We start from the raw sequence: 23,481 nt of genomic DNA, 5'->3' as shown, positions 1-23,481 counted from the left end.
TTACCAGCTTTTCTTTTTGTGGCCGACAAGACCGAAATACAGAATAAATAAATAAAGCGGAACCAGAATCCAGTATGCTTTCTGCGTGCTGCCAATGGAATCGGCAATACCGCCATAAATGAGCGGAACAACGGCACCGCCCGAAATACCCATAACAAGCAGTGCGGAAGCGATTTTGGTGAATTTGCCTAATCCGCTTAATGCAAGCGGCCATAATGCCGGCCAGATTACCGCATTGGCAAACCCCAGAACGGCAATGCACATCACCGAAGTAAAACCGCTTGTGAAAATGGCAATAACGGTAACAGCTACGCCCAGAAATGCCGAGAAAATCATGTATGCCTGCTGAGAAACGAATTTTGGAATAAGCGCAATGCCCAGTACATAACCGAACATCATTCCGCCCAGCGTATAAGCTCCGAATATCCTGGCTTCATCTTCCGGAATACCGAGCGAAACGCCGTAATTGATAATGGTATCCGCCGCAACTACTTCCACGCCAACATAGCAAAACAATGCAAGGACACCCAGCACAAGGTTTGGGTATTGGAATACACTTGTTTTCTGAACCGCAGTTTGTTGTGTTGCGGAAGGCTCCTCCTCTTCTTCGCTTACTTCCACAAGCCCTTTTGTAAACCAGATCAGAAGCGCAAATCCTACAAGAACGGCCGTGAGAATCAGATATGGAACGACTACTTTATCCAGCTGCTCTTTCGGATCTCCGGAAGTGGCGCCGGCCAGAAGCAGTTTTCCGATCACGATCTGACTGATAATTCCGGCTCCTTTGTTTGCAATCCCCATGATACTGATCCGCTGCGCGGCACTTTCGCGCGGTCCGAGAATCGTAGCGTATGGGTTAGAAGCAGTCTGCAGAACGGTAAGCCCGATCCCGATCGTAAAAAGTCCGACAAGGAAAAGAGGATAAGATGCCATTTCAGCGGCAGGAATAAAAATCAGCGTTCCGGCGGCCATGACCAGCAATGCCAGCGACATGCCGTTTTTAAAGCCTGTCTTTTTTACAACCATGGAACACGGAATCGCCATGACCGTATAGGAAATGAAAAAGGCAAAGGTAACGAGGTAGGAACTCGTGTTGTCCAGTGAAAATGCTTTTTTAAAGAATGTTATGAGCGTACCGTTTACCCAGGTGATAAAACCCATAACAAAAAATAAAAGTCCGATTATTAAAAGAGGGCCAAGGTAGTTGTTGTTCTTGTTGTTCATTTAATTTGATAAATTGGGTTGGTCAGGGTTAAAAAGTATGAAGGATATCTTGTGATTTTATAATTTAAAAAGCATCATTCAGTCCGAAAATACGCGGATTGGTTTTCCATTTTCCACGCGTGAAATCCGGAATTTCGACCGGTGCGCTTCCGCGTGCAATGGACATTTCGGAAAGCGGGCTTATGGCGCTCCATACTGCCGCATCGTACACATCGATCGGCGGAGCCGTTTTGTTTTTGATGGCTTCCACAAAGCCTCTTAAAACAAAGTAATCAATGCCGCCGTGTCCGGCATTTTCAGCTTCCCGGGCGTGCTTTTTCCAGAGCGGATGATCGTTTTTTTCAAGATATGCCTTGTCGGGCTCGGCAGTATGTTCTTTCGGCGATATGCCTTCCAGATAAATGCTGTTGCCATCGTTCATCCAGATTCCGTTGGTTCCCTGTGCACGAAAGCCGAGCGAGTAGGGACGCGGAGAATTGGTATCATGGATCAGAACGATATTTTCGCCGTTATGGCACTGAATAACTGTTGTAACAATATCGCCCAGTTTGAAATTGACTTTGGCATTCGGATGATCTTTTCCGCCGTGATCCACAACGTATTTATGCAGTCCGCGCGATTTGGTAGAAGTAGAAGTCAAATGCGTAAAGCAATTTCCTCGGTTGATGTCCAGCCAGTGCGCAACGGGTCCGAGTCCGTGCGTCGGATAAATATCGCCGTTCCGGTCCACGGAATGCTGCGTACGCCATTTTGCTTCGGAAAACCCTTTCTCACCGAATTCCGCGCCTACACCGCCGTCACTTTTCCCGTTATTGAATTTCACGCTCCGCAGATCGTGCTGATAACCGCAATGCGCGTAAGTCATTTCACCGAACATGCCTTCGCGCACCATTTTCAGAATGGCCATGACATCCCGGCGGTAACATACATTTTCCAGGATCATGCAATGGGAGCCGGTTTTTTCATACGTATTAACCAGGTCCCACGATTCCTGCAGCGTAACCGTTGCGGAAACTTCTACGGCGGCGTATTTGCCGGCATTCATAACGGCTACGGCCATAGGTACGTGCCAGTGCCAAGGCGTTGCGATCAGAATTCCGTCCAGATCGTCCCGTTTGACAAGATTCAGAAAATCTTCATCGCCTTTGGAATACACGGCCGGCGCTTTTTTGCCGGCTTTTTTGATCTTATCTAATGTAATGTCAACGGCAGCCGGATCAATGTCGCAAATCGCATTGATTTCAATGTCCGGGCGGTACAATGCCTGCTCAACGTGGCTGCGCCCCCGCAAACCCACGCCGATAAAGCCCATGCGGACTTTGTCAAGCGGCTTGTTTTCCTTGTATATAAACGATGGAAAGATTCCTGCGGCGGATCCTGCCAGAGTAGCTTTTTGAATAAAATGGCGTCTATCCATAGAAAGGTTGAAATAGGAATACGGAAAAGCCGTGGATAAAATCTTTCCAGCTTTGCAATTTACACTCAATAACGAGATTTTTAATTTTTTTTAATTTATTAAAACAGATTCGCTGTCGTCTGATGTCTGAACGAATTCGCAGTACAGTGAACAAATTGAAATCATATGGCGTTACAGGAAAGCAAGTGACTTCCATGGGCATTTCTGTTGCGCTCAATGGCTTTAAGTGTGTTGAACACATACTTTGTTACGACATTTAAGGCAGCATTATACATAAGTGATTTGAAATATGGCACATAAAGTGGCGGTGTTCCGCAAAGAACATTTTAACGCGGCTCATCGTCTGCATCATCCGCAATGGTCGGACGAACAGAACGAAGCTGTTTTTGGCAAATGCAATAACCCCAATTTTCACGGTCATAACTATGAACTCATCGTGCAGGTAACGGGCGAGGTTGATCCGGAAACGGGTTTTGTTATGGATATGAAATTGCTGAGTGCGTATATCAAGGAACTGGTTCTGGACAGGCTGGATCATAAAAACCTGAATCTGGATGTGGAAGAATTTCGTGAACTGAACCCGACAGCGGAGAATATCGCCATTGTCATTTATACTATTTTGAGAAATAAAATTGATCCGGGGCTTGCTCTGAAAATAAGATTATATGAAACGGAACGGAACTTTGTCGAATATCCAGTTGAATGACATGATCGAAACAGAAGAAATCGGCGACGATCATTTACAGTCTTCCTTGGAGACGCCGATGCGGAAAGATGCATTTGCCATGGAAGATGAGGTGAAAATAGAGCTGATTGAGAAGCATTTCCGGCACATCATGGAAATCATGGGCCTCGACCTGAACGATGACAGCCTCAAAGGCACGCCGAAACGTGTTGCCAAAATGTATATCAAAGAAGTTTTTAGCGGACTTGATCCCAAAAACAAGCCTTCTGTCACGTTGTTTGATAATAAATACAAGTATGATCAGATGCTTGTTGAGAAAGATATAACCGTTTTTTCCAATTGCGAGCACCATTTTGTCCCCATTTATGGAAAAGCGCACATCGCGTATATTTCCAGCGGAAAAGTGATCGGGTTGTCCAAGCTGAACCGGATCGTTGAATATTTTTCCAAACGCCCGCAGGTGCAGGAAAGATTGACTGTCCAGATTGCCGATGAACTGAAACGTGCACTGAAAACCGAAGATGTTGCTGTTGTAATTGATGCGCAGCACATGTGCGTGCAGTCCCGCGGAATCCGTGATTCGGGAAGTTCAACGGTTACGGCTTTTTACGGCGGAAAATTTCAGGATGAAAACACCCGAAAGGAGTTTCTGAGTTACCTTGGAAAATAAAAAGATGTCAGCTCAGGAACATATTTCAGTCCTGAGCTGACATCTTTTCAATAAAAAATCTATTTTTCTAAACGGTTGGTGCTACTCTTTCAAGCAATGCTTTTGTAGCCTTGATGCCATCGTATTCGGAAAGTTTGCTTCCTTCGTATTCAATGCCGGCAATTCCCTTAAAGCCGCTGTCCTTCACGATTTTCAGGATTTTCGTATAATCCGTTTCGATGCAGTTTCCTTTTTCGTCAAAATCGTACGTTTTGGCACTGACTCCTTTTGCAAATGGCATCAGTTCCTTGGTGCCCTGATAACGGTCGTAAGATTCTGCGCAGCCACCTTCTTTTCTCACGATACAGAAATTCCCGAAATCCGGAAGCGTACCCACATTCTTCAGATTCACCTGCTTCATAACGCCTGAAAGCCATTGTCCGTTGGACGAAGAACCGCCATGATTTTCAACGATGACATTGATGCCGGTTTTGGCGGCAAATTCTCCGAGCTTGCTCAAACCGTCCACGGCAGCTTTCGCAATTTCTTCATCCGAACCTTTTCCGAATGCATTCACACGAATGGTTTTACAGCCCAGATATTTTGCAGCTTCCACCCATTTATAGTGATTTTCAACGGCTTTGTTCCTTACCGCAGCATCCAGCTCGCCCAATCCGCCTTCGCCGTCGATCATGATCAGGTTATTGGTTACGCCGTTATCTTTGGATCTTTTCAGCAAATCGGCAAGATACGTTTTGTCCTCCGCTTTGTCCTTGAAAAACTGGTTTACATATTCCACGATTGAAATCCCGAATTCTTTTCTTGCCAGTTCAGGAAAGTCAAGGTTCGTCAGTTTTTTTGCAAAAAGTGCTTTGTGCAGCGACCATTCGGCCAGTGAAATATCAAACCACATTTTTTTAGCGGCAGATTCTGCCAGCAAATCGGTCATTGTCGTAGCGGCAAGTGCGGTAACGCCTGCTTTTTTCAGAAAATCGCGTCGCGAAAAGTACATTTTGGTTAGAATTTAGATTGATTATTATTCCTGAATATGAATGCTTGCTTCGGTATATAGTTTTTCATTTTTGACCAGATTGGCCGCATCCCATTCAATATCCTGAATGAAATCGTGCTGCCGTACAGGACAATTCTCAATTCGGCAGAAGTAACAGCACTGGTACAAACACGGATCGGCGTGTACAAAGACCTCCGTTTCACCGTTATGGCTGTTTTTTAAAATATTTTCCAGATCATGAATTGTTTCATGCACTTTCTGCAGTTCCCAATAATACGGCAAAGTAAGATGACAATCAATATGCAGGTCGGAGCCGTATTGCTGTACGCGAAGATTATGAACGTCGATCCATGCGGGATTCTTGTGGCTGCGCAGCGTATTGACAACTTTTTCCAGCAAATGTTCGTCGCTGGCGTCCATTAATCCGGCTACCGATTTGCTGACGAGCTTGAATCCGTTGTAAGCCAGAAAAATGCCAAAGAGCAGCGAAGCAACGCTGTCGATCCAGACATATCCTGTCAGTAAAATAAGCCCGACGCTGACGATCAGCACCAGACTGCTGATGCTGTCGGTCATCAGATGCCTTCCGTCGGCAACAAGCGCCAGCGAATTGGCCTTTTTTCCTTCGCTCAGCAGTTTGTAGCCAATGGCCGTATTGACCACAATCGTAAAAAGGATAAAACCCGAACCCTGCGCAAGATTCTGGATGGGAGCGGGGTCCATGATTCTTTTTACTGCTTCCAGAATAATGAACAGCGAGGCGATCATGATCAACGCTCCTTCAAAACCTGCTGAAAAGAATTCTATTTTTCCATGTCCGTACGGATGATTTTTGTCTTTCGGCTGTGAAGAAAGGTAAATGCTGTAAAAGGCAAAACCACTTGCAATCACATTGATAATGGATTCCAGCGCATCGCTCAGAATGGCATTGGAAGATGTAAGATAATAAGCAAAGAACTTCAAGCCCGTCAGCAGGATACTGGCTATAAAAGACAGCAGGATGAGACGTTGTTTAAGCTTATTTTGGTTTATTTGCATTTGGGATTTGTTATTCAGGCGTTAAAAATACTAAGAAAATACGGGTTATGTCCACAGAAAATAATTGGAAAACGCTTTCTTCCGAAACTGTATATGAAAATGCGTGGCTGGAACTCAGTCACCGTGATGTCATTAACCCGTCTGGAAATAAAGGTATTTACGGGCTTGTAAAGTTCAAAAATCAGGCAATCGGCGTAATTCCGATGGATGAAGAAGAAAATATTTATCTGGTCGGACAGTTCCGTTATGCCATTGACGAATACTCCTGGGAAATCCCCGAAGGCGGCGGTTTGCTGGGTACCGATCCGCTGGAAGCTGCCAGGCGGGAACTGAAAGAGGAAACCGGGCTTTTTGCAAACAAATGGACCAAACTGGCACGTATCCATACTTCCAACTCCGCAACCAACGAAGAAGGGTTCCTGTACATTGCCGAAGAACTGACTCAAAAAGAAGCCGAGCCGGAAGACACGGAAGATCTTCAGATCCGGAAAGTACCGTTGAAAGAAGCTGTGGAAATGGTCATGCGCTCTGAAATAACCGATTCACTTTCCGTTTGTGCCATTTTAATGACAGCAAGGCTGAGGGGAATCTGATATGCTGGAATCTTTGTTTTATGGTACGCTTACGGGAATAGCCTTGTGCCTTACGTTTGGGACGGTATTTTTTTCACTCGTTCAGAACAGCGTTGACAATGGTTACAAAACCGGGATCAAAATTGCAGCCGGCGTATTTATATGCGATCTGATCTTTGTATTTTTTGCCATTTTCGGAACCTCGCTGCTACCCGACATTCCGGATTTTAAAAAATGGATGGCCGGCGCCGGCGTCGTTTTTCTGCTGATTCTGGGATTGAGCAACCTGATCAAAGGCCAGCCGAAAGTGGCTTATCCCAAAACGAGTCTCGGAAACCTGCTGTACTATTTTACAACCGGTTTTTTGTTGAACGGCCTCAATCCCGTCAATTTTATCAGCTGGGTCACGATTGCATCTTATATCCGCACCAATCTGCACTACAATTACAATCAGGTTCTGCTTTTTTTTGGTGCGAGCGTGATTGCCGTTTTTCTGGTGGAATGTGCCATTGCAGTATTTGCGCACCGGCTTAAACGCGTTTTTACACCGAGAGTTGTCACGATTTTCAACAAAGTGACAGGCATCGTTTTTATTTTGATTGCCTGCCAGATTGCCTACGCGAATTTTATAAAATAGTTATTTTCAGCTAAGCGGTATACCCGCTGTTTTTCAGAAAGCCTTTCCAGTCATCGATCAGGAAATTTTTGAAAACCCTGGGAAATTTATGCTGTCCGCCCATTTTCCCCTTTGATTTCATCCAGTCGTAAAATGCTTTATTCGGAAGCACGGTAACGAAAATTTCTTTCAGCGCATGCCTGCGCTCAACGGCATAATCATCGTTCAGTTCTGCCAGTCTCGCATCCAGCCTTGATTTTAGAACCTCGGCATCCACATCGTTTTCTTCCACACCAATATACCAGTGATGTGCAAACAGACTTTCGTATTCCACGCCGCAAACCGTAAATTCCTTTACCGTAAGGCCCATTTCATCCGCAACAAGATCAACGGCTTTGTTCATATTGTCAACCGAAAGGTGCTCGCCGCAAAGGCTGAGATAATGCTTTGTCCTGCCCGTAATGACGATTTCCCCTTTGGCCTTATCCACAAACCTAACCGTATCGCCGATCAGATACCGCCATGCGCCTGCGCAAGTGGATAGCAGCAGTGCGTATTCCTTGCCTTCTTCCACCTGATCCACCATCAGCGTTTCAGGGTTCGCCTGAAGCGTTCCTTCCGAATCAAAGTTTTTTTCATTGAAAGGAATAAATTCGAAGAACAGGCCGTTGTCGCAAACAAGCTCCATTCCCGTCGCGCCCGGGCGTGTCTGATACGCAATAAAACCTTCGGAAGCAAGATACGTATTGATGTAAATCAACGGCCGTGCAAGCAGCTTTTCAAATCCTTTGCGGTATGGCTCGAAAGAAACGCCGCCGTGTGCAAAAACCTGAAGATTGGGCCAGATGTCGTGGATCGTTTTTACATTGTAGTGCGCAATGATTTTTTCCATCAGTAACTGGATCCACGCCGGAACGCCTACGATAAAGCCGATATCCCATTCGTGGGCCTGCTTTGTAATTTCTTCCAGTTTCAGGCCCCAGTCTTTCTGAGCGGCTATTTTTTCGCCGGGTTTGTAATAGGGCCGGAACCAGTATGGAATCTGTTTGGCCTGAATTCCGCTGAGGTCGCCTTCAAAATGCTTGTCCTGATTGTTGAGGTTCGTGCTTCCGCTCAGCATCAGAAAACCCTTTTCGTACAGGTTGTCCGGAAGGTTTTTATAATGGCCAAGCGAAAGAATCTGCCGGATGCTGGTCTTCTGAATGGCCCGTGACATGGCCTTTGTGACCGGAATATGTTTGGTAGAAGCTTCGGACGTGCCGGAACTCAGCGCATAATATTTGATCTGACCGGGCCAGCAAATATCTTTTTTACCTTCAAGTGATTTATGCCACCATTCGTTGAATATTTTATTATAATCGTAAACAGGTACCGATTTTTTATAAAGTTCATAAAACGCGCCCTTTTCACCGAACAAAATGGAAGAAAGCAATTCGTCAAAATTATACTTTTCACCAAATTCGGTGTATCTCGCCTTGGCAAGAAGCTTGGCCAGCGTTTTTTTCTGCTGCTGATGAAGTCCCGCCTTTCTGCGGTTGGCAACAATATTGCTGAAATGGATTCCTCTTTTTAATAAACTGCCTACTAATGCCATAGCTGATTATTTAATTATAAATCCCACGTCGAGAGCTGTTCCAGTGCCTTGTACTCGGTGAGGTCATACTGACACGGAACGACTGAAATATAGTTGTTGTCCAAAGCCCATACGTCGGTATCTTCCTTTTCAGTATCAAAATTGACGAAGTTTCCGGCCATCCAGAGGTATCCTCTTCCGTTCGGGTCCACTCTGTAATCGAATTTCTCCTGCCATTTGGCATGAGCCTGACGGCATACCTTAATGCCTTTCAAGGGCAAACTGGTTTTCTCCGGAATATTTACATTCAGTGCGATGCCGTTCGGAATCCCGTTTTTCAGCGCCGATTCCGTGATGGATTTGATAAAAGGAACCGCATGACTGAAATCCGCATCCTCGCGGAAATCGCATAAAGAAAATCCGATTGCCGGTATACCTTCAATGGCTGCTTCAATGGCTGCCGACATCGTACCCGAATAAAGCACGCTGATGGAACTGTTGCTTCCGTGATTGATGCCGCTTACAACAAGGTCGGGCTTTCTGTCCTGTAGAACGTAATTTTTTGCAAGTTTGACACAATCGGCCGGCGTTCCGGAGCATTCGTATTCGGTAACGCCTTCAAAAATGTGCGTGGAATAAAGCCGTAAAGGTTCACCGATCGTAATGGCGTGGCCCATACCGGATTGCGGACTGTTCGGGGCAACCACGATCACTTCACCAATTGTCTGCATGATTTCCACCAGAGTCCGGATTCCTTTGGACGTTATTCCATCGTCATTTGTAACTAAAATAAGGGGTTTCATATATTTCTACTTGTCAGCTTGCAGGCTCGTAACAGCTAAGTTCTGATTTGCTGAATAGCCGTGTGGTTTTTAAGAGTGAAAACTATTTATTTGCATTCCTTGTACGCCAAAATTAAGCAATATGCCTTCATTCGCAATAAAGCATGCATCCGTTGATGATATTCCTGACATTATTAAAATACAGGAAAAGACCTGGGAAACTACTTACAAGGATATTCTCAGCAAAGAGCAGATTGATTATATGTTTGAAAAAATATATTCGCCTGATTCGCTGAACCATCAGATGCTCAACGAAAAGCATCGGTTTCTGATGCTTGAAAATAACGGAAATTCCGAAGGTTTTGCATCGGTTTCCAAAGAAAGTCCCGAAACTTTCAAATTACATAAAATCTATGTACTTCCGTCATTGCAGGGTTCCGGGGCCGGGAAATATATGCTGAATGAAATTGAGAATTACATCCGTTCCGAAGGAGGAAGCAAGCTGATACTCAACGTAAACAGGTTTAACAAAGCCCGATCTTTTTACGAAAGAATGGGCTTTTACGTAACGGAAGAAAAGGACATTCCATTCGGCCCGTACTGGATGAACGACTACATTCTGGAAAAAGACCTGAGCTGATTGTTACGCTTCGGTTCTGGCAGCCAGTTTCATCTTTTTCAGGTTCTTCTTCTGACTTTTGAGTCCCTGCAATGGATGGTAATGGTTGCTGTTGCTCACATAATAACCCGTTCCGTCATAGGCGCGCTTGCCGGGATGCGCCTTGCATTCGGGCGAGCAGGCACCTTCCATCTGCTCCGCGCAGCTATGGCAAACCGGTACGTGCGTGTTGCATTCCGCATTGGAGCAATTGATCATCCGGTCACAAGGCTCTCCGCAGATATAGCATTTTGAAATTACAGTCGGATTGACACTGTTTACGTCTACCGTAATCCTGTTGTCAAACACATAGCATTTTCCGTCAAAATTCTCGCCACCTTCTTCCAGTCCGTAGCGGATGATGCCGCCATGCAGCTGGTAAACATCTTTGAAACCCTGTTCAAGCAAGTATGCGCTTGCTTTTTCACACTTGATACCGCCGGTACAATAAGTAACTATTTTTTTATCCTTAAGATGCTCGATTTCATGAACATGATCCGGAAGTTCGCGCAGGTTGTGCATGTTGAAAGTAACAGCGCCCTTGAATTTCCCGACTTCGTGTTCATAATCCGACCGCATATCCACGAGCACTACATCCGGATCATTGAGGATTTGTTTGAATTCAGAAGGTTCTAGATGTTTTCCCGTACGCACGAGCGGATTGACATTCAGATCGGAATTGACTATTTCATCCTTTACACGGACATGCAGTTTCTGAAAAGCAATTTTGTCATGCTCTTCCACCTTGAACTGCACATTTCTGAACCGTTCATCGGAACGGATGTAATTCATGTAGGATTCGCAATCTTCCGGTGTTCCGGAAACCGTACCGTTAAGTCCTTCGGGAGCAATGATGATCCTGCCCAGCAAATGATGTTCCACACAAAATAAATGATGCTCGTCGCGGTACGTTTCGGTATCCGCAATCGGTGCATAATAGTAATATAGTATTACCCGGAAAGGCTTCATTATTTTAATTCGGATATATTGAACAAAGAAAAAGAGTGTCGTTTAACCGAATTCTCTTTCTGAAATTAACCACAAATATACAACTTGCTGCGCTTTATAGGAAATCAAAAAACAGCCGGATTCCGGGGAAATTCTGTGGTGAAATCCATACTTTTGCAATCATCCGTTCCGAAATTTAATTAACTTTTCAAACCTTATGCATATAGCGATCATTGGCAACATCGGTGCGGGGAAAACGACTTTAACCCAGATGCTCGGAGAATATTTCAAGTGGGAAGTCATGTATGAAGCAGTAGAGGGCAATCCTTATCTGGCTGATTTTTATCAGGATATGGAACGCTGGGCTTTCAATCTGCAGATTTATTTCCTGAACAGCAGGTTTGCGCAAGTCCAGAAAATCCGTTCCGCAACCTATTCGACCGTTATTCAGGACCGGACCATTTACGAAGATGCCTTTATATTTGCGAGAAATCTGCATGATTCCGGCGTACTGACCGAACGGGATTATCAAACCTATTTACTGCTTTTTGAAACCATCATCAAAACAGTTTCACAGCCGGACCTTCTGATTTACCTGAAAGCGGATATTCCAAAGCTTGTGGCGCAGATCAGGAAAAGAGGAAGAGAATTTGAGTCGGATATTTCGGTTGATTACCTGCAGAACCTCAACAACTATTATGAAGATTTTACAAAGAATTACGATCACGGAAAAATCATCGAAATAGACGTAAACCAGATGGATTTTGCTTCTAATCCGAACGATTTTCAATTCATTGTTTCAAAACTGAGTAAAGAACTTTTTTACATTTAAGTTAAATTTTCCCCGGTTCATCAAATAATACACTGTAAAGCTTTATTGAGCAAGTTGTTTTTCTGACTTCCAATCGAATAGATTTTGGTTTCTTCCGGAAGCATGATTTCGATCTTGACTGCGCCTTTCATTTTTTCAATTTCATCAGGGGTAACAGGTGAAGAAAGCGTGAATGAACTATTCCAGAAATTCCGGTTTGATGCCGTTGTAAACAAGGTGAAATTCCCTTTTGTGGAAGTAAATTTGATTTCTGTGAAAGTCTGAACGTGGAAGATGAGTTCAATCAGTTTATTGTTATAGGTAAATATTTTTTCTTCTCCGGTTTTGGAAAGCGTAATGAATTCATGTGTTCCGGAAAGTAATACATCCTGATAATAAATCTTCTGCTTGGTTGATCTGCTTGTCTTTTCCTTGCATTGAGCATGACTGAACTGGAATGTCAGCAGCATCAGGAAGCCGGATAAATAAAGTTTTTTCATAGCGAATTTTCTTTTGAGCCTGATGTCTTCAACAGGGTTGATACAATTATAAAATTAATCCGGTAAAATAGAAATGTACGGATAAAGTTAATTGTATTTAGTTACATCAAGGCTTATAATCTGGATGCTTTTTCAGGTTTAATGCAGCATTGGCAAAAGCAGAATTATTCTGTTGTATAATTCAGAATCAGAAGATTGTCCTTGGAAATCATCATCAAATACGCAGAATACAGCATAAAAAAACCGCGCAGGAGAAATTCCTGACGCGGTTTGTGACCAGAAGGAGAGTCGAACTCCTATACCCGAACGGGCACTACCCCCTCAAAGTAGCGTGTCTACCAATTCCACCACCTGGCCGTGATTTGTGATGCAAAACTACAATTTAAATTAGATGCCGCAAGTCGCAGATAAATCTTTTTTAGCGTAGACGGAACAATAACTAATGTCGTACCGCTTCAGGAGGTAACTTCAATCTGATAAGCTACCGATCAACCTATTCAGAATCAACGAATCGGATCATGAAAAGAATAGTGGCGGAAAAAGTATCCGGGACAGAAAAGTTGCCGGAGAAAAGCCGGGCAAGTGTTTGAAGGCCAAATGCATCCATCAGGAGGCTCCTGCGGAGCCCCATTCAGTCATGCAAAATAAAAATCTACAGACAGGTTGCTGCTCCGGAGCTTGGGTCATCAGGTTACGGCCGCAGAGCGGCCTTCTGTTTGTAGTCATACAGCAATTCACCAGACCATTTATTGCGCTCCGGAGGAGCCTCCTGAATATTTGCTGATCCACAATGCAGTATGAAATCCAGGCAAGATTTGGATATTGTAAATCAATATACGTTTTTTATAGTATATTAAACTGGGAACATACATTTACTTGATCAAACCAACGCATCTAACCGTTAATCATGACTCAGGGAACTACAAAACTCAATCCATACCTTTTTTTTGGAGGAAATTGCCGCCAGGCCATGGAATTTTATCAGGACGTTTTCGGTGGAGAACTGACGTTCTCTACTTATGGTGAAGGCCCTGCCGATGCACATCAGGATCCAAAGGCAAATAGTAACGAGATGAAAGACAAAATCATGTACTCAAAACTGAATGGTGATTTTGTGATTTTGGCCAGCGATAGTCCGTACAGTACGCCGGGTTCCGGTACAAGCCAGTTCAGCTTATCTCTGGAAGGTTCGAATGAATCCTTATTAACCGGCTATTTTAAAAAACTATCTGAAAACGGCCACGTAAATGCGCCGCTTGTCAAACAATTCTGGGGTGATTTCTTTGGAATGCTTACCGACCCCTTTGGAGTGAATTGGATGATCAGTATTACTTCTGCGGCATCCTAAAATCGAAAGTCAAAAAGCAAGGACAAATGCCCATACATGTTGCAATTACGCGAAAGGTACTTCCGGGAAAAGAAGAGGAGTTCAAGGAGGCGCTCCGTCGCTTTCTCGGAGAATCTTTTTTGCACGGTGGCGTACAGGGAGCAGCGATGATTACTTCTTTACCCGGAACGGATGCACAGGAAATAGGCATTCTCCGAACTTTTGCGGATGAGGCAGAACGTGACACATTCTACCATTCTGATTTGTTCAGAGAATGGGAAGCTTATGCGTCCACGCTTACTGAAGAACCTGAGTATCGTCAGCTAACCGGATTGGAAGCATGGTTTCGCTCGCCGGTACCGCCTCCGAGATGGAAAATGGCTGTGGCTACTTTATGCGGTGTTTATCCTGCCAGCTTGTTTTTAACGTTTACAATAGGACCTTTTGTTCAAAGCTTTCCGGTTATGCTACGTGCGCTGATCATTGCTGCTTGCATGGTTGGACTGTTAACATGGATCGTTATGCCGCAGGTTACCAAATTTATAAAACCATGGTTACAAGGTACCCGATAAGGCGAAATGTGGCGATAATTAACAGCAAGTTCACATGCAATGGAATTATAGTGACAGTTTAATTTAATCCGTATCCAGGAGTAAAATCTACCTGAAAAGCTATTTTTGAACTGAATCTGTTTCCTTGAGATAAAGCATGACGCGTCTTTCTGCAGGCAAATTACGTTCAACCGTATCGGGCATAACGGCTTCTCGCAGGGTTTTGTAATAATCTACAATCCGATACAATGCATTCAGGCAGGAAGACCGGTCGTAACGGGCCAGGGTTGATTGCATGACGAGTAAATCAGATTCGGGCAAGTGCATTTCCAGTTTGCGTACACCTTTGGGTAAATACCCGTTCTTTATCAATGCCAGCGGACCCAATACATTTTGTTGCATGAAAGAAATAAAAGTCAATGTTTCAAAAAGTTCACCCCGTCCGATTTTGGCAGCGGCATAGTGAATCCAGACCCAGAAACGATCTTCAATCCATTGGTAGTCGGGATGCGGAAATTCTGCTCCGGAATTTTGTAAAACAGCCGTAATCGCCTCATCTCGTTCCCAGATGATAACCGGATCTTCCACACGGGTATGCATGTCAGACAAGGAAACAAATTTGAGATCAACATGGAGAAGAGGATCATCGTACAGACAAATCAGCAATCTTGGCTCTCCGACATGTTCACCTGTAAAACCAGCCAGTAAATTGCCCGCAGATCCGGCGAGCGACTTGCGCTCTGAAAGGGAAAGAAAATCGGCTTTGTGAACGATAACCAGATCAACATCTGAAAAATGATCCATTTGACCGTCGATCCAGGAACTGCCAGCTGCCAGCCCTACATATTGAGCATCATGGATCAGTATTTCAGCCAGAGAATCGACAAAATTCTGGTGTTCAGCCGGTATCATATAATGAATATATTTTAATTGGAAGGATATAAGCAAAATAGGTATTATTTTGTTACTCCCACCATATAACCGGTAAATAGGACCCTAGGAATTGCAGTACTAACCAGTTTCCCGCCCGAATAATACGAAGTCAGGGTATACTTTTTGATAGCAGGTTGGAACATTTAACATCTGCAGCAATGGCTGGTGACATAACAAAAGTTGCGACTGCGTACGGAACAAGATCAATATTCAAAAAAATTATGAAGAACATTACAGAGCAAAGACGCTGGATGGAACAGAAGAAGCATTAATGAAAGCAGGAGAAGTAGGCCGGACTATCGTGAAAGCAGTTCGGGAATATTTTGAGAAAAGCGCTTTCAATAATCTTGTACAGCATAATCTCGTACAGAAAACTTTGAACAGAACAGAATAATAAATTTTGGAAGTATGGAAAAATGGATGGTGGCTGGCTTCTGGGGACTTTTGTCCGGCTCGGCGCTGGTTTTAGGTTCTTTGGCAGGATATTACCTGAACATTTCCCAGAAGTTCATAGCGATTATCATGGGCTTTGGCGCAGGCGTATTGATATCTGCACTGTCTTTTGAATTAATGGATGAAGCCTATAAAACAGGAGGTTTTTCTTCAACGGCCATTGGATTTTTGTCCGGTGCCATCATTTACTCCGCGGCTAACTATCTTCTTTCCGCAAAAGGAGCAAAACATCGGAAGCGTTCAAGCAAAGCGCATCAATCTACTGAAGAGAATCAGTCCGGAAGCGGGCTGGCCATTGCATTGGGTGCATTGCTGGATGGAATTCCTGAGGCTATTGCCATTGGAATAAGCATGATTGAAGGCGGCGCAGTAAGTTTCGCCACGGTGATAGCCATTTTCATTTGCAATATTCCGGAAGGCTTGTCGAGTTCCGCCGGTATGAAAGATGCAGGAAGGTCAAAGCTCTTTATATTTGGCGTTTGGGGAATCATAGCGATCCTGACCGGCATTGCTTCAGTCCTGGGCTATTCGGTTTTCAGCCAGTTGCCGCACACGATTGTTGCGGCAACCATTGCCGTGGCAGCAGGAGCAATCCTGACAATGCTTTCAGACACCATGATTCCGGAAGCTTTTGAAAAGGGCCATAACATCATTGGAATCATAACGGTCATCGGGTTTCTTACTGCTTTTGTATTGTCCAAGCTGGCTTAGTCTTAAATGCCGTTTTTGAGTGATTTCAAGCACCCATGTTTCCGCTTAATATACAAATGTATGATTGAATCCGTTTAACATTTCCCAGTTAGCCAATGCCGGACGACTCAATTTGTTCCGTCATCAAACAAAAGCAAAAAAACATTTGTTTATAAAAAAGCAATAAACTTACTTTGTCTATCAATATAGTAGGGTATTGTTCCTCTTATTAACCACCGGTAAGAAAGAGCATTCCGGAATTCGTTTAAAAAACAGGATAACGATGAATACATGTTCTTCGCAGCAAATGTTTGCGCCCCGGGTGGTTTCAGCTTTCAGACTTTTCTGCACCAGCTGTTGTTGCTGATACCCGTTTCTGACCGTTTCTGCGGTTTATACTTCAATCTATTTAAATCTGTTTAGCCGGTCATTATAAAATTGCCGGTCCTTACCACATATCATTTTATCTGCTATAACATCATGAAAAAACTGAATTCACTCCTGTTCACTGCCGGCCTGGCTCTGCTGTCCGGTCCGTTCCTGTATGCGCAAGAATTGTCACAGAACAAAGTAGTTATTACCGGTGTTCGTTTTGCGTATCCACTGCTTGAAAAATGGATCAAGGCCTATTCTTCAGAAAATCCTCAGGCACAACTTATCATTGAAACACGGACGATTACTGATCCGGAAAAATATGACGTTCTGATTGAAGCGTATGATCAGGAACGTATTATAAAGGAAGAAAGGGAAGTGATTTCGATAGGCCGGTATGCATTGCTGCCCGTTGCCAATTCAAAATCGGAATTTGCCAAAGAGTATGCCGAAAAAGGGTTAAATGAAAAGACTTACAAACAACTGTTTTTTCATGATATCTATGCTGAAAAAGATAAATCCATTACAACTCCTTTTACGGTTTATACCCGTTTGCAGAAAGCCGGTGCGCCGGTAACCTTTGCCAAGTACTTTGGCTACGAACAGCAGCAGATCAAAGGGAAAACCATTGCAGGCGCTGACGAACACCTGATCAAAGCGCTTTTGAAAGATGAAACCGGCATTACATACACAGTTCCGGGACTTGCCTATGACCTGAATACCCGCAAACCGGTGGATGGAATCACGGTCATTCCGGTTGATCAGGATAATAACGGCCGGATTACGAAGGAAGAAAAACAGGTTGACAATCTTGATCAGATTATTGACAAACTCGAAACCGACAAGGTCAGGAACGTTCCGGTTGAATACATTCATTTGTCCATTGCCAAAAACAACAGCAACCCGGAAGCAAAAAAATTCCTGCTTTGGGTTGCATCGCACGGTGAGCAGGACCTTCGCCAGTTTGGTTATCTGAAACCGGAACCAAAACGTCTCCAGAATGAAAAGGAAAAGCTGGAAAGATTCTCGGCTGTGAAATAAGATTGGTCCGGCAATGGCTAAAACACATTATTTTTAATTAAACAGATTATTTTGAAATGCTGCGTATAGCAAGTTACGGCAGCGGGTGTAACTTCTGCCGTTAATCTGTTATACATTGATCCGTATTCCCGGACCAAATTTATCTTCAACCACCCAAGTAGCAGCACCAATATGGCCAATAAAAAGACCAGCCGCAGAGCGGCCAAATCCCGTTAGAAAAAAGGATGAATGGGCAAAAGGAATAAAGGCAAAAAAGACCAACCAGCCGCAGAGCGGCCAAATCTCGTTAGAGAAAACGAAAAAACAAATTAAACGCAGAGCCGCCAAATTCCGTTAAAAATGATGTATACGGCATAATTTGAAAAAATAAATTATCCATATAAATGAAAAAAAATCCGAAAATTATACCCGTTGCATTTGGGATCCATGCATTGATTTTATTCCCTTTTTCAGAAATTTCGGCGCAGAAAAAAGAAGAGAAGTCCAAAAAGAAATACAACATTCTTTTCATCGCTGCGGATGATCTGAATAATGATATCGGATGCTATGGCAATACATTTGTAAAAACCCCCCATATTGACAGGCTGGCAAAGATGGGGGTCCGGTTTAACCGCGCCTATAACCAGTTTCCGCTTTGCAGTCCCAGCCGATCTTCGCTTCTGACCGGTCAGCGGCCGGATGTTACCGGAATTTACGAGTTGCAAACCCATTTTCGTACAAACCTTCCCGATGTAGTAACATTGCCTCAGCTGTTTAAAAACAACCAATATTACAGTGCACGCGTCGGCAAAATATATCATTACGGCGTTCCGGGACAGATCGGAACAGACGGGCTGGATGATCCGGTTTCATGGGACCATAAAGTAAACCCGAAGGGAAGAGACAAAACAGAAGAGTCGCTTGTCAAAAATCTGACGCCTGCACGGCCGCTGGGCAGTGCGCTTGCATACCTTGCCACCGAAGGTACAGACGACGAGCATACCGATGGCATGGTTACCAATGAAGCCATCAGGATCATGGAAGAAAAGAAGTCAGAACCGTTCTTTCTGGCCGTTGGCTTTTACCGGCCGCATTCACCTTATGTTGCACCAAAGAAGTATTTTGAGTTATATCCCGTAGAAAAAGTACCGCTGCCGAAAGAAATTGCCAATGACCTTGACGATGTGCCGGAAGCGGCATTATTCACCAAACCCGCACACTGGGGACTGGCCGAACCGGAAAGAAGAGAAGCTTTGCGTGCTTATTATGCAACGATTTCCTTTATGGATGCGCAAGTCGGCAAGTTGCTGGACGCGCTGGAAAAAAACAAGCTGACGGATAACACAATCATTGTTTTCTGGAGCGATCATGGATACAATGTCGGGCAGCATGGACAATGGATGAAGCAGAGCCTTTTTGAAAATTCGGCACGGGTCCCGCTGATTATTTCCGTTCCGGGCGGAACAAAAGGAAAAGCTTCGGGGCGGACGGTTGAGCTGCTGGATATTTACCCGACACTGGCCGAGCTGTGCAGCCTTGCTCCGCCGCAAAAATTACAGGGGAAAAGTCTGGTTACGCTGCTTGAAAATCCGGAGGCGGCCTGGGACAAACCAGCTTATACACAGGTCAGAAGAAATCAGATCTTTGGACGCAGCGTACGTACGGAACGTTTCAGGTATACAGAATGGGACGAAGGCAGAGCAGGAGTGGAGCTTTACGACCATCAGAATGACCCGGATGAATTCAATAATCTGGCCAAGGACAGTTCGCAATCTGTTATATCAAAAGAACTGGCAGGTTTATTGAAAAAAGGTTTTCCACCAACGGAATAAAGATTCTGTAAATAAAAAACCGGCTGTATGTTCTGGATGTTCAGAAGATACAGCCGGCTTTTTGGTATTTAAATGTAAGACCCCGGCAGATTATTTATTCACTCGAATAGTCCGTGCAGTGGTTCCCTGGTTATTTTCGACCTGGATGACATAAATACCGTTTGGTACATTTACAAGATCAACGGTTTCCGTTTCCTTCATCTCTGCAATCCTTTTACTTATTACTTCTTTCCCGTTTGTAGCAACTACTTTAATCCTGCCCGAATGGCCGATCAGATCCGGCGTTATCCTGACGTTAAGTTGATTGACAGCCGGGTTTGGAAAGAAAGCGGTTTCACTAGGATTGGAAAAATGAACAGCAATAACTTTACTGTAAGCATATTGATCGTCAGTTTCAACAGATTTCAGACGATAATAGTTGATACCGTTTGCCGGGTTGCGGTGAGTGGCGCTGTAAAAAGTATTGTTCATAGCAGTAGTTTCTGAGATCGGATAAAAAGTTTTACCATCGTTGCTGTGCTCTGCTACGTATTTTGCAATATTGATTTCGTCAGCAACTTTCCAGTTCAGCAAAATAGAGCCGGATTCTTTCTCTGCATCGAACCGGACAATTGTAACCGGCAGCGGAGGCGACGATGTTGTAAGTCGGGCCAAACCATAGATGGTTGAAATCCAGGCATTTTCATGCTTGTCAATCTGAAGCTCGCCATACAGGTAATTGTATGGCAAGGATTCTCCAACCTTTTCCCATGCCGAATTACTGTATTTGAAAATCCGCAATTCAGAATCACTGGTAAGTACGTAAGGAACACCTGCCGGCGAAAGGCAGATACTCGATATCTGATTGCCCAAAGGTGAATTGAATTGGTTAAAAACGGTCCATGTCACACCGTTCAGGTAAGCTATTGAATTTTGACCGGTACTTTCATCGGTTTGTCTCAGCCATATTTTTCCTATGCCCTGAATTTGTATATCGTATATAAAGGAAGCAAATATCGGGTTGGTCTTGCTGCTGAAATACTGATTATTGTCTGGACTGGCAAGATCCATGTACATGACTTCGCTTGAATAAGGGGCATAGTTGATCAAAATGATCCATGCCTTGTTATCATAGACTTTAACTTTATAAATAAACTGGTCATCGGGAATCTGTTTCAGTAAATGCAAGCGGTCGCCTAAATCCTGGTAAATTTCATGTTGAGTCCAGTATAGCTTATACTCGGGGTTGAAATCCTGGAAATAATCACTTGAGTAAAATTGTCTGACTTCGGAACTGGACGTCGGAACCTCATTTTCCAGCTTTATCTTTCGATATGCACTGTAACCTCCGATATTTAATATATGCAGGTCAGACTTTGAGTCGGTATGAAGGCTCATGTCGTTTCCTGAACCCAAAAGCCCGTCTGTATTGGTCCTGTTGTAAATATTAAAAGTCAGATTTTCCTGGTTCAGCTTAATGTATCCGTGATTCGGTTTTGCAAACCAGATATTTTCATTTGAAACGACAATTTTTGGAAGCGTAATTGCGAAAGCAGACGGGTGCAGTTCATTCATCATGGTCAGACCTGCGGGCACGGATCTGCTGCCGGTTGTAAATTTGAATGTATAGTCTGCAATAACCGCATCCGGAAAAACACTGCGGTCACTGTTATGCTCTTTTAAATTGACGTAAATAGCCTTATTTGCCGGAAGATTTTTCAGTACATCTGATATTTCCGCATACGCTGTATAATCTTTTTGAAACAACGGTTTGGTGAACTTTTCATTATCTGCTACTGTAATCCGGACATCAGCCTGATAGGAAGCATAATAAAGAAACGGAACCGTTCGTGGAACATCTGTCAAACTGGGCGCAATGGGCATAAACAAGCCAACGTGATTCAATTTTGGATTGGCATAGAAAACAGAAATGGCAGACCATTTACTTTCTTTGTTTCCCTGAATTGCTTTTACACGCCATTTTATTGCACCCCGTTCAGGATTGTAAGTGAATTGATTTTCCGAAATCGTTAGGTTTAAAGAATATTTAAAGTCAACATCTTCAACAGTTACAATCTGAACCTGATAACTGGTTGCACCTGAAACAGGAGAAAATGAAATGGTTAATGGTTCGAACCCTGCTACCCTTTTCCCGTATTCAGGAGCAAGCGGCGCAGGCGTATCGGGCTGATCGGGATCAATCTTGATTTTGATTGTATTGGACCAGGATGAAATTCCGGACAAATTAACAGAACGAACTCTGACATAGTATTCGCTGCCATGGGCCATCTGGTGTAAATACAGACCATTATAAGGAGAATCCTGTATCGTCTGCCCTTCGAAGTTGGACTTTTTTGAAAAACAGAACTGATAGGAATTTGCTGATTCGGATGCCGGCCAAGTATAAAAATCACCCTTTGCAATGGTCATGTTTCCACCAAGTATCACCGCCTTTGGAGCAGCTGTTATTTTCATTAATGTGCTTTCAGCATGATTCCTCATCAGAGCCCTGCTTAAAGGATGAAAAGTCTTTTTACCGGAACAAGCACTCATTATAGTGCCATTTGAATTGCTTTCCAGGCTTTTGTCATAACAATTCCCTTCGATACTTGCGCAGTAATCGATAGGGCCGCCGGGCCAGTAGCAGCTGTTGGTATGAGGTGATCCGAAGCCGTGGCCAAGTTCATGTAAAATGGATGGCACATATTCAAGCTGGGAAATCATAAAGGCACCGGCAAGATTGGCTGCACCTGTTTCATAACCGTACAATGGTTTAGTGTACAGATAAAGCCTTTTATCCCAGTTCTGAATGCCATGATCTCTGCTTTGTAAAATATTCAGCAGCGAATAACTCACATTGTCATTTCTGTAAGGATCTACTTCTGTGTCTTTGAATATTCTGATTTGTGTGACGACAAGACGGGTATTTATCTCCTTCTCGAAAATCTGAGAGCATTTCTCAATATTGTCAAGTACCTTGTGAATAATGGCTGCGGTATCTTTTTTATATTCGAGATAGGTGTCAGAATCAATGTCAACTGCAAAGCGGCATATCATCATTTCCCCTGCTGAAGTTCTTGCCTGTTGCTGCTTTACGATCTGGGAAAGCATTTGCATTTGAGCGGCTATTTCTTTTGTAGGAACATCATCTTTTAGCCCACAGATAACCGTTTCTTTCTGAGCATAAGTACGCAGGACAAATACAAAAAGTAAAAAAAACAGAATGCACCTTATTTTCAAAGTAGAAAACAAATCCATGTAATGTTGTAATATTTTTCTGAAAAAAAGTAGAGGAGGGTAATACAAGAAATAATGTCAGAAATGGTTAATTCCGGTGCATGTAACTGTCCCAGTTATTTACGGCATAAAATTCATTAATAGCCGATTTGATATGTTTTTTCTTGATGCCGCTGTACACGATCTGTAACTTGCTGGCATGCTGATGATCCAATTTCCGGAGCTTCCAGTATTGCGGATGAATATCGTTAATGGGCCGCCTGAATTCGGGTTCATTCGGTTCCTTGATCAACACATCGATATTTAATTCTGAAACTTCCAGCTGCTTTGTTTCATGGACGATCACCTTCACCGATCTGCCGGTTTTGAGGGTAATTATTTTTTCATGTGTCATAGTTTTCATTAATGATGAGTCCGTTTCTATTTGATACTTATGCCTGTCAGCAACTATTATATCGTATCAGGCATGGCATCAAAATTAGTTATGCAACAGAACTGAAATTATGACTTCGGTCACGTTGAAAACCGACATTGATTAGTTTTTTCCGGCTGCCGGACTTTTGTATTTACATGTTTGATTAATCTTGTATAAAAATTCCCGG

Annotated in this window: 23 protein-coding genes and 1 tRNA gene; 11 read left to right on the top strand and 13 right to left on the bottom strand. The window is 43.6% G+C overall.

Annotated elements, in window-relative coordinates; translation table 11 throughout:
• Together FEM55_RS06055 and FEM55_RS06050 are read right to left on the bottom strand one after the other, a co-directional pair.
• Entirely contained in the window at positions 1-1,224 is a 1,224-nt protein-coding gene (locus FEM55_RS06055) for a sugar MFS transporter (protein ID WP_138280378.1), read from the bottom strand.
• 64 nt (positions 1,225-1,288) lie between these two features.
• Entirely contained in the window at positions 1,289-2,641 is a 1,353-nt protein-coding gene (locus tag FEM55_RS06050; RefSeq protein WP_138280377.1) for a Gfo/Idh/MocA family protein, read from the bottom strand.
• 289 nt (positions 2,642-2,930) lie between these two features.
• Between FEM55_RS06050 and FEM55_RS06045 the strand changes: the two genes are divergently transcribed.
• Together FEM55_RS06045 and folE are read left to right on the top strand one after the other, a co-directional pair.
• Positions 2,931-3,347 carry a 6-pyruvoyl trahydropterin synthase family protein gene (locus tag FEM55_RS06045; protein WP_138280376.1) on the top strand — a complete coding sequence of 139 codons (417 nt, stop codon included), beginning with the start codon at positions 2,931-2,933 and terminating at the stop codon, positions 3,345-3,347.
• Positions 3,307-3,996, top strand: coding sequence for a GTP cyclohydrolase I FolE (gene folE, locus FEM55_RS06040; RefSeq protein ID WP_138280375.1), 690 nt, complete (start codon positions 3,307-3,309; stop codon positions 3,994-3,996). Before FEM55_RS06045 ends, folE begins: the two co-directional genes overlap by 41 nt.
• A 67-nt stretch (positions 3,997-4,063) precedes the next feature.
• On the opposite strand, the gene FEM55_RS06035 is transcribed toward folE, so the two are convergent.
• Both FEM55_RS06035 and FEM55_RS06030 read right to left on the bottom strand, forming a co-directional pair.
• Positions 4,064-4,987, bottom strand: a complete 924-nt coding sequence (locus FEM55_RS06035; protein WP_138280374.1) for a sugar phosphate isomerase/epimerase family protein — start codon at positions 4,985-4,987, stop codon at positions 4,064-4,066.
• A gap of 24 nt (positions 4,988-5,011) precedes the next feature.
• Entirely contained in the window at positions 5,012-6,025 is a 1,014-nt protein-coding gene (locus FEM55_RS06030) for a cation diffusion facilitator family transporter (RefSeq protein WP_138280373.1), read from the bottom strand.
• Positions 6,026-6,072: 47 nt separating this feature from the next.
• Between FEM55_RS06030 and FEM55_RS06025 the strand changes: the two genes are divergently transcribed.
• Complete coding sequence (locus FEM55_RS06025) at positions 6,073-6,618, top strand: NUDIX domain-containing protein (RefSeq protein WP_171036482.1); 546 nt, start codon at positions 6,073-6,075, stop codon at positions 6,616-6,618.
• A gap of 1 nt (position 6,619) precedes the next feature.
• The gene (locus FEM55_RS06020) at positions 6,620-7,234 is read left to right on the top strand and encodes a LysE family translocator (protein WP_138280371.1); all 615 of its coding nucleotides are present in this window, start codon (positions 6,620-6,622) and stop codon (positions 7,232-7,234) included.
• A gap of 10 nt (positions 7,235-7,244) precedes the next feature.
• On the opposite strand, the gene FEM55_RS06015 is transcribed toward FEM55_RS06020, so the two are convergent.
• Together FEM55_RS06015 and surE are read right to left on the bottom strand one after the other, a co-directional pair.
• Positions 7,245-8,807, bottom strand: a complete 1,563-nt coding sequence (locus FEM55_RS06015; RefSeq protein ID WP_138280370.1) for a GH3 family acyl-acid amido synthetase — start codon at positions 8,805-8,807, stop codon at positions 7,245-7,247.
• A gap of 14 nt (positions 8,808-8,821) precedes the next feature.
• The gene (gene surE / locus FEM55_RS06010; RefSeq protein ID WP_138280369.1) at positions 8,822-9,589 is read right to left on the bottom strand and encodes a 5'/3'-nucleotidase SurE; all 768 of its coding nucleotides are present in this window, start codon (positions 9,587-9,589) and stop codon (positions 8,822-8,824) included.
• A 121-nt stretch (positions 9,590-9,710) separates the two neighbouring features.
• Here surE and FEM55_RS06005 point away from each other — a divergent pair, with 121 nt between their 5' ends.
• On the top strand, positions 9,711-10,208 hold the full coding sequence (locus FEM55_RS06005) for a GNAT family N-acetyltransferase (RefSeq protein ID WP_138280368.1): 498 nt from the start codon (positions 9,711-9,713) through the stop codon (positions 10,206-10,208).
• 3 nt (positions 10,209-10,211) lie between these two features.
• Here FEM55_RS06005 and trhO read toward each other — a convergent pair whose 3' ends face one another.
• A complete protein-coding gene (gene trhO, locus FEM55_RS06000) occupies positions 10,212-11,195 on the bottom strand; it encodes an oxygen-dependent tRNA uridine(34) hydroxylase TrhO (RefSeq protein ID WP_138280367.1) in 984 nt (327 codons plus the stop codon).
• A 196-nt stretch (positions 11,196-11,391) separates the two neighbouring features.
• Between trhO and FEM55_RS05995 the strand changes: the two genes are divergently transcribed.
• A complete protein-coding gene (locus FEM55_RS05995) occupies positions 11,392-12,006 on the top strand; it encodes a deoxynucleoside kinase (RefSeq protein ID WP_138280366.1) in 615 nt (204 codons plus the stop codon).
• A 20-nt stretch (positions 12,007-12,026) separates the two neighbouring features.
• On the opposite strand, the gene FEM55_RS05990 is transcribed toward FEM55_RS05995, so the two are convergent.
• Together FEM55_RS05990 and FEM55_RS05985 are read right to left on the bottom strand one after the other, a co-directional pair.
• On the bottom strand, positions 12,027-12,485 hold the full coding sequence (locus FEM55_RS05990) for a hypothetical protein (protein ID WP_138280365.1): 459 nt from the start codon (positions 12,483-12,485) through the stop codon (positions 12,027-12,029).
• Positions 12,486-12,758: 273 nt separating this feature from the next.
• Positions 12,759-12,842, bottom strand: a tRNA-Leu gene (locus tag FEM55_RS05985).
• Between the two features lie 550 nt (positions 12,843-13,392).
• Here FEM55_RS05985 and FEM55_RS05980 point away from each other — a divergent pair.
• Both FEM55_RS05980 and FEM55_RS05975 read left to right on the top strand, forming a co-directional pair.
• Positions 13,393-13,833, top strand: a complete 441-nt coding sequence (locus tag FEM55_RS05980) for a VOC family protein (RefSeq protein ID WP_138280364.1) — start codon at positions 13,393-13,395, stop codon at positions 13,831-13,833.
• A gap of 26 nt (positions 13,834-13,859) precedes the next feature.
• Positions 13,860-14,384 (top strand): putative antibiotic biosynthesis monooxygenase, encoded by a 525-nt coding sequence (locus FEM55_RS05975; RefSeq protein WP_138280363.1) that lies wholly within the window; start codon positions 13,860-13,862, stop codon positions 14,382-14,384.
• Between the two features lie 99 nt (positions 14,385-14,483).
• Here FEM55_RS05975 and FEM55_RS05970 read toward each other — a convergent pair whose 3' ends face one another.
• Positions 14,484-15,275 carry an aminoglycoside 6-adenylyltransferase gene (locus FEM55_RS05970; RefSeq protein WP_138280362.1) on the bottom strand — a complete coding sequence of 264 codons (792 nt, stop codon included), beginning with the start codon at positions 15,273-15,275 and terminating at the stop codon, positions 14,484-14,486.
• A 429-nt stretch (positions 15,276-15,704) separates the two neighbouring features.
• Between FEM55_RS05970 and FEM55_RS05965 the strand changes: the two genes are divergently transcribed.
• Positions 15,705-16,460: a ZIP family metal transporter gene (locus FEM55_RS05965; protein ID WP_138280361.1), complete on the top strand. Its 756-nt coding sequence runs from the start codon at positions 15,705-15,707 to the stop codon at positions 16,458-16,460.
• A 459-nt stretch (positions 16,461-16,919) separates the two neighbouring features.
• Complete coding sequence (locus FEM55_RS05960; protein ID WP_138280360.1) at positions 16,920-17,852, top strand: type 2 periplasmic-binding domain-containing protein; 933 nt, start codon at positions 16,920-16,922, stop codon at positions 17,850-17,852.
• A gap of 108 nt (positions 17,853-17,960) precedes the next feature.
• On the opposite strand, the gene FEM55_RS24905 is transcribed toward FEM55_RS05960, so the two are convergent.
• Positions 17,961-18,179, bottom strand: a complete 219-nt coding sequence (locus FEM55_RS24905) for a hypothetical protein (RefSeq protein ID WP_171036481.1) — start codon at positions 18,177-18,179, stop codon at positions 17,961-17,963.
• Between the two features lie 56 nt (positions 18,180-18,235).
• Between FEM55_RS24905 and FEM55_RS05950 the strand changes: the two genes are divergently transcribed.
• Positions 18,236-19,663, top strand: a complete 1,428-nt coding sequence (locus FEM55_RS05950; RefSeq protein ID WP_138280358.1) for a sulfatase — start codon at positions 18,236-18,238, stop codon at positions 19,661-19,663.
• A 90-nt stretch (positions 19,664-19,753) separates the two neighbouring features.
• Here FEM55_RS05950 and FEM55_RS05945 read toward each other — a convergent pair whose 3' ends face one another.
• The gene (locus FEM55_RS05945; protein ID WP_171036480.1) at positions 19,754-22,759 is read right to left on the bottom strand and encodes a T9SS type A sorting domain-containing protein; all 3,006 of its coding nucleotides are present in this window, start codon (positions 22,757-22,759) and stop codon (positions 19,754-19,756) included.
• Positions 22,760-22,967: 208 nt separating this feature from the next.
• The gene (locus tag FEM55_RS05940) at positions 22,968-23,282 is read right to left on the bottom strand and encodes a hypothetical protein (RefSeq protein WP_229209106.1); all 315 of its coding nucleotides are present in this window, start codon (positions 23,280-23,282) and stop codon (positions 22,968-22,970) included.
• Positions 23,283-23,481 lie beyond the last annotated feature (199 nt).

It is taken from the genome of Dyadobacter sediminis (assembly GCF_005860765.1).
In the GTDB taxonomy this organism is placed as follows: Bacteria; Bacteroidota; Bacteroidia; order Cytophagales; family Spirosomataceae; genus Dyadobacter; species Dyadobacter sediminis.
Note: the sequence above shows the minus strand (reverse complement) of the source record. Positions and strands in the feature narration are given on the sequence as shown.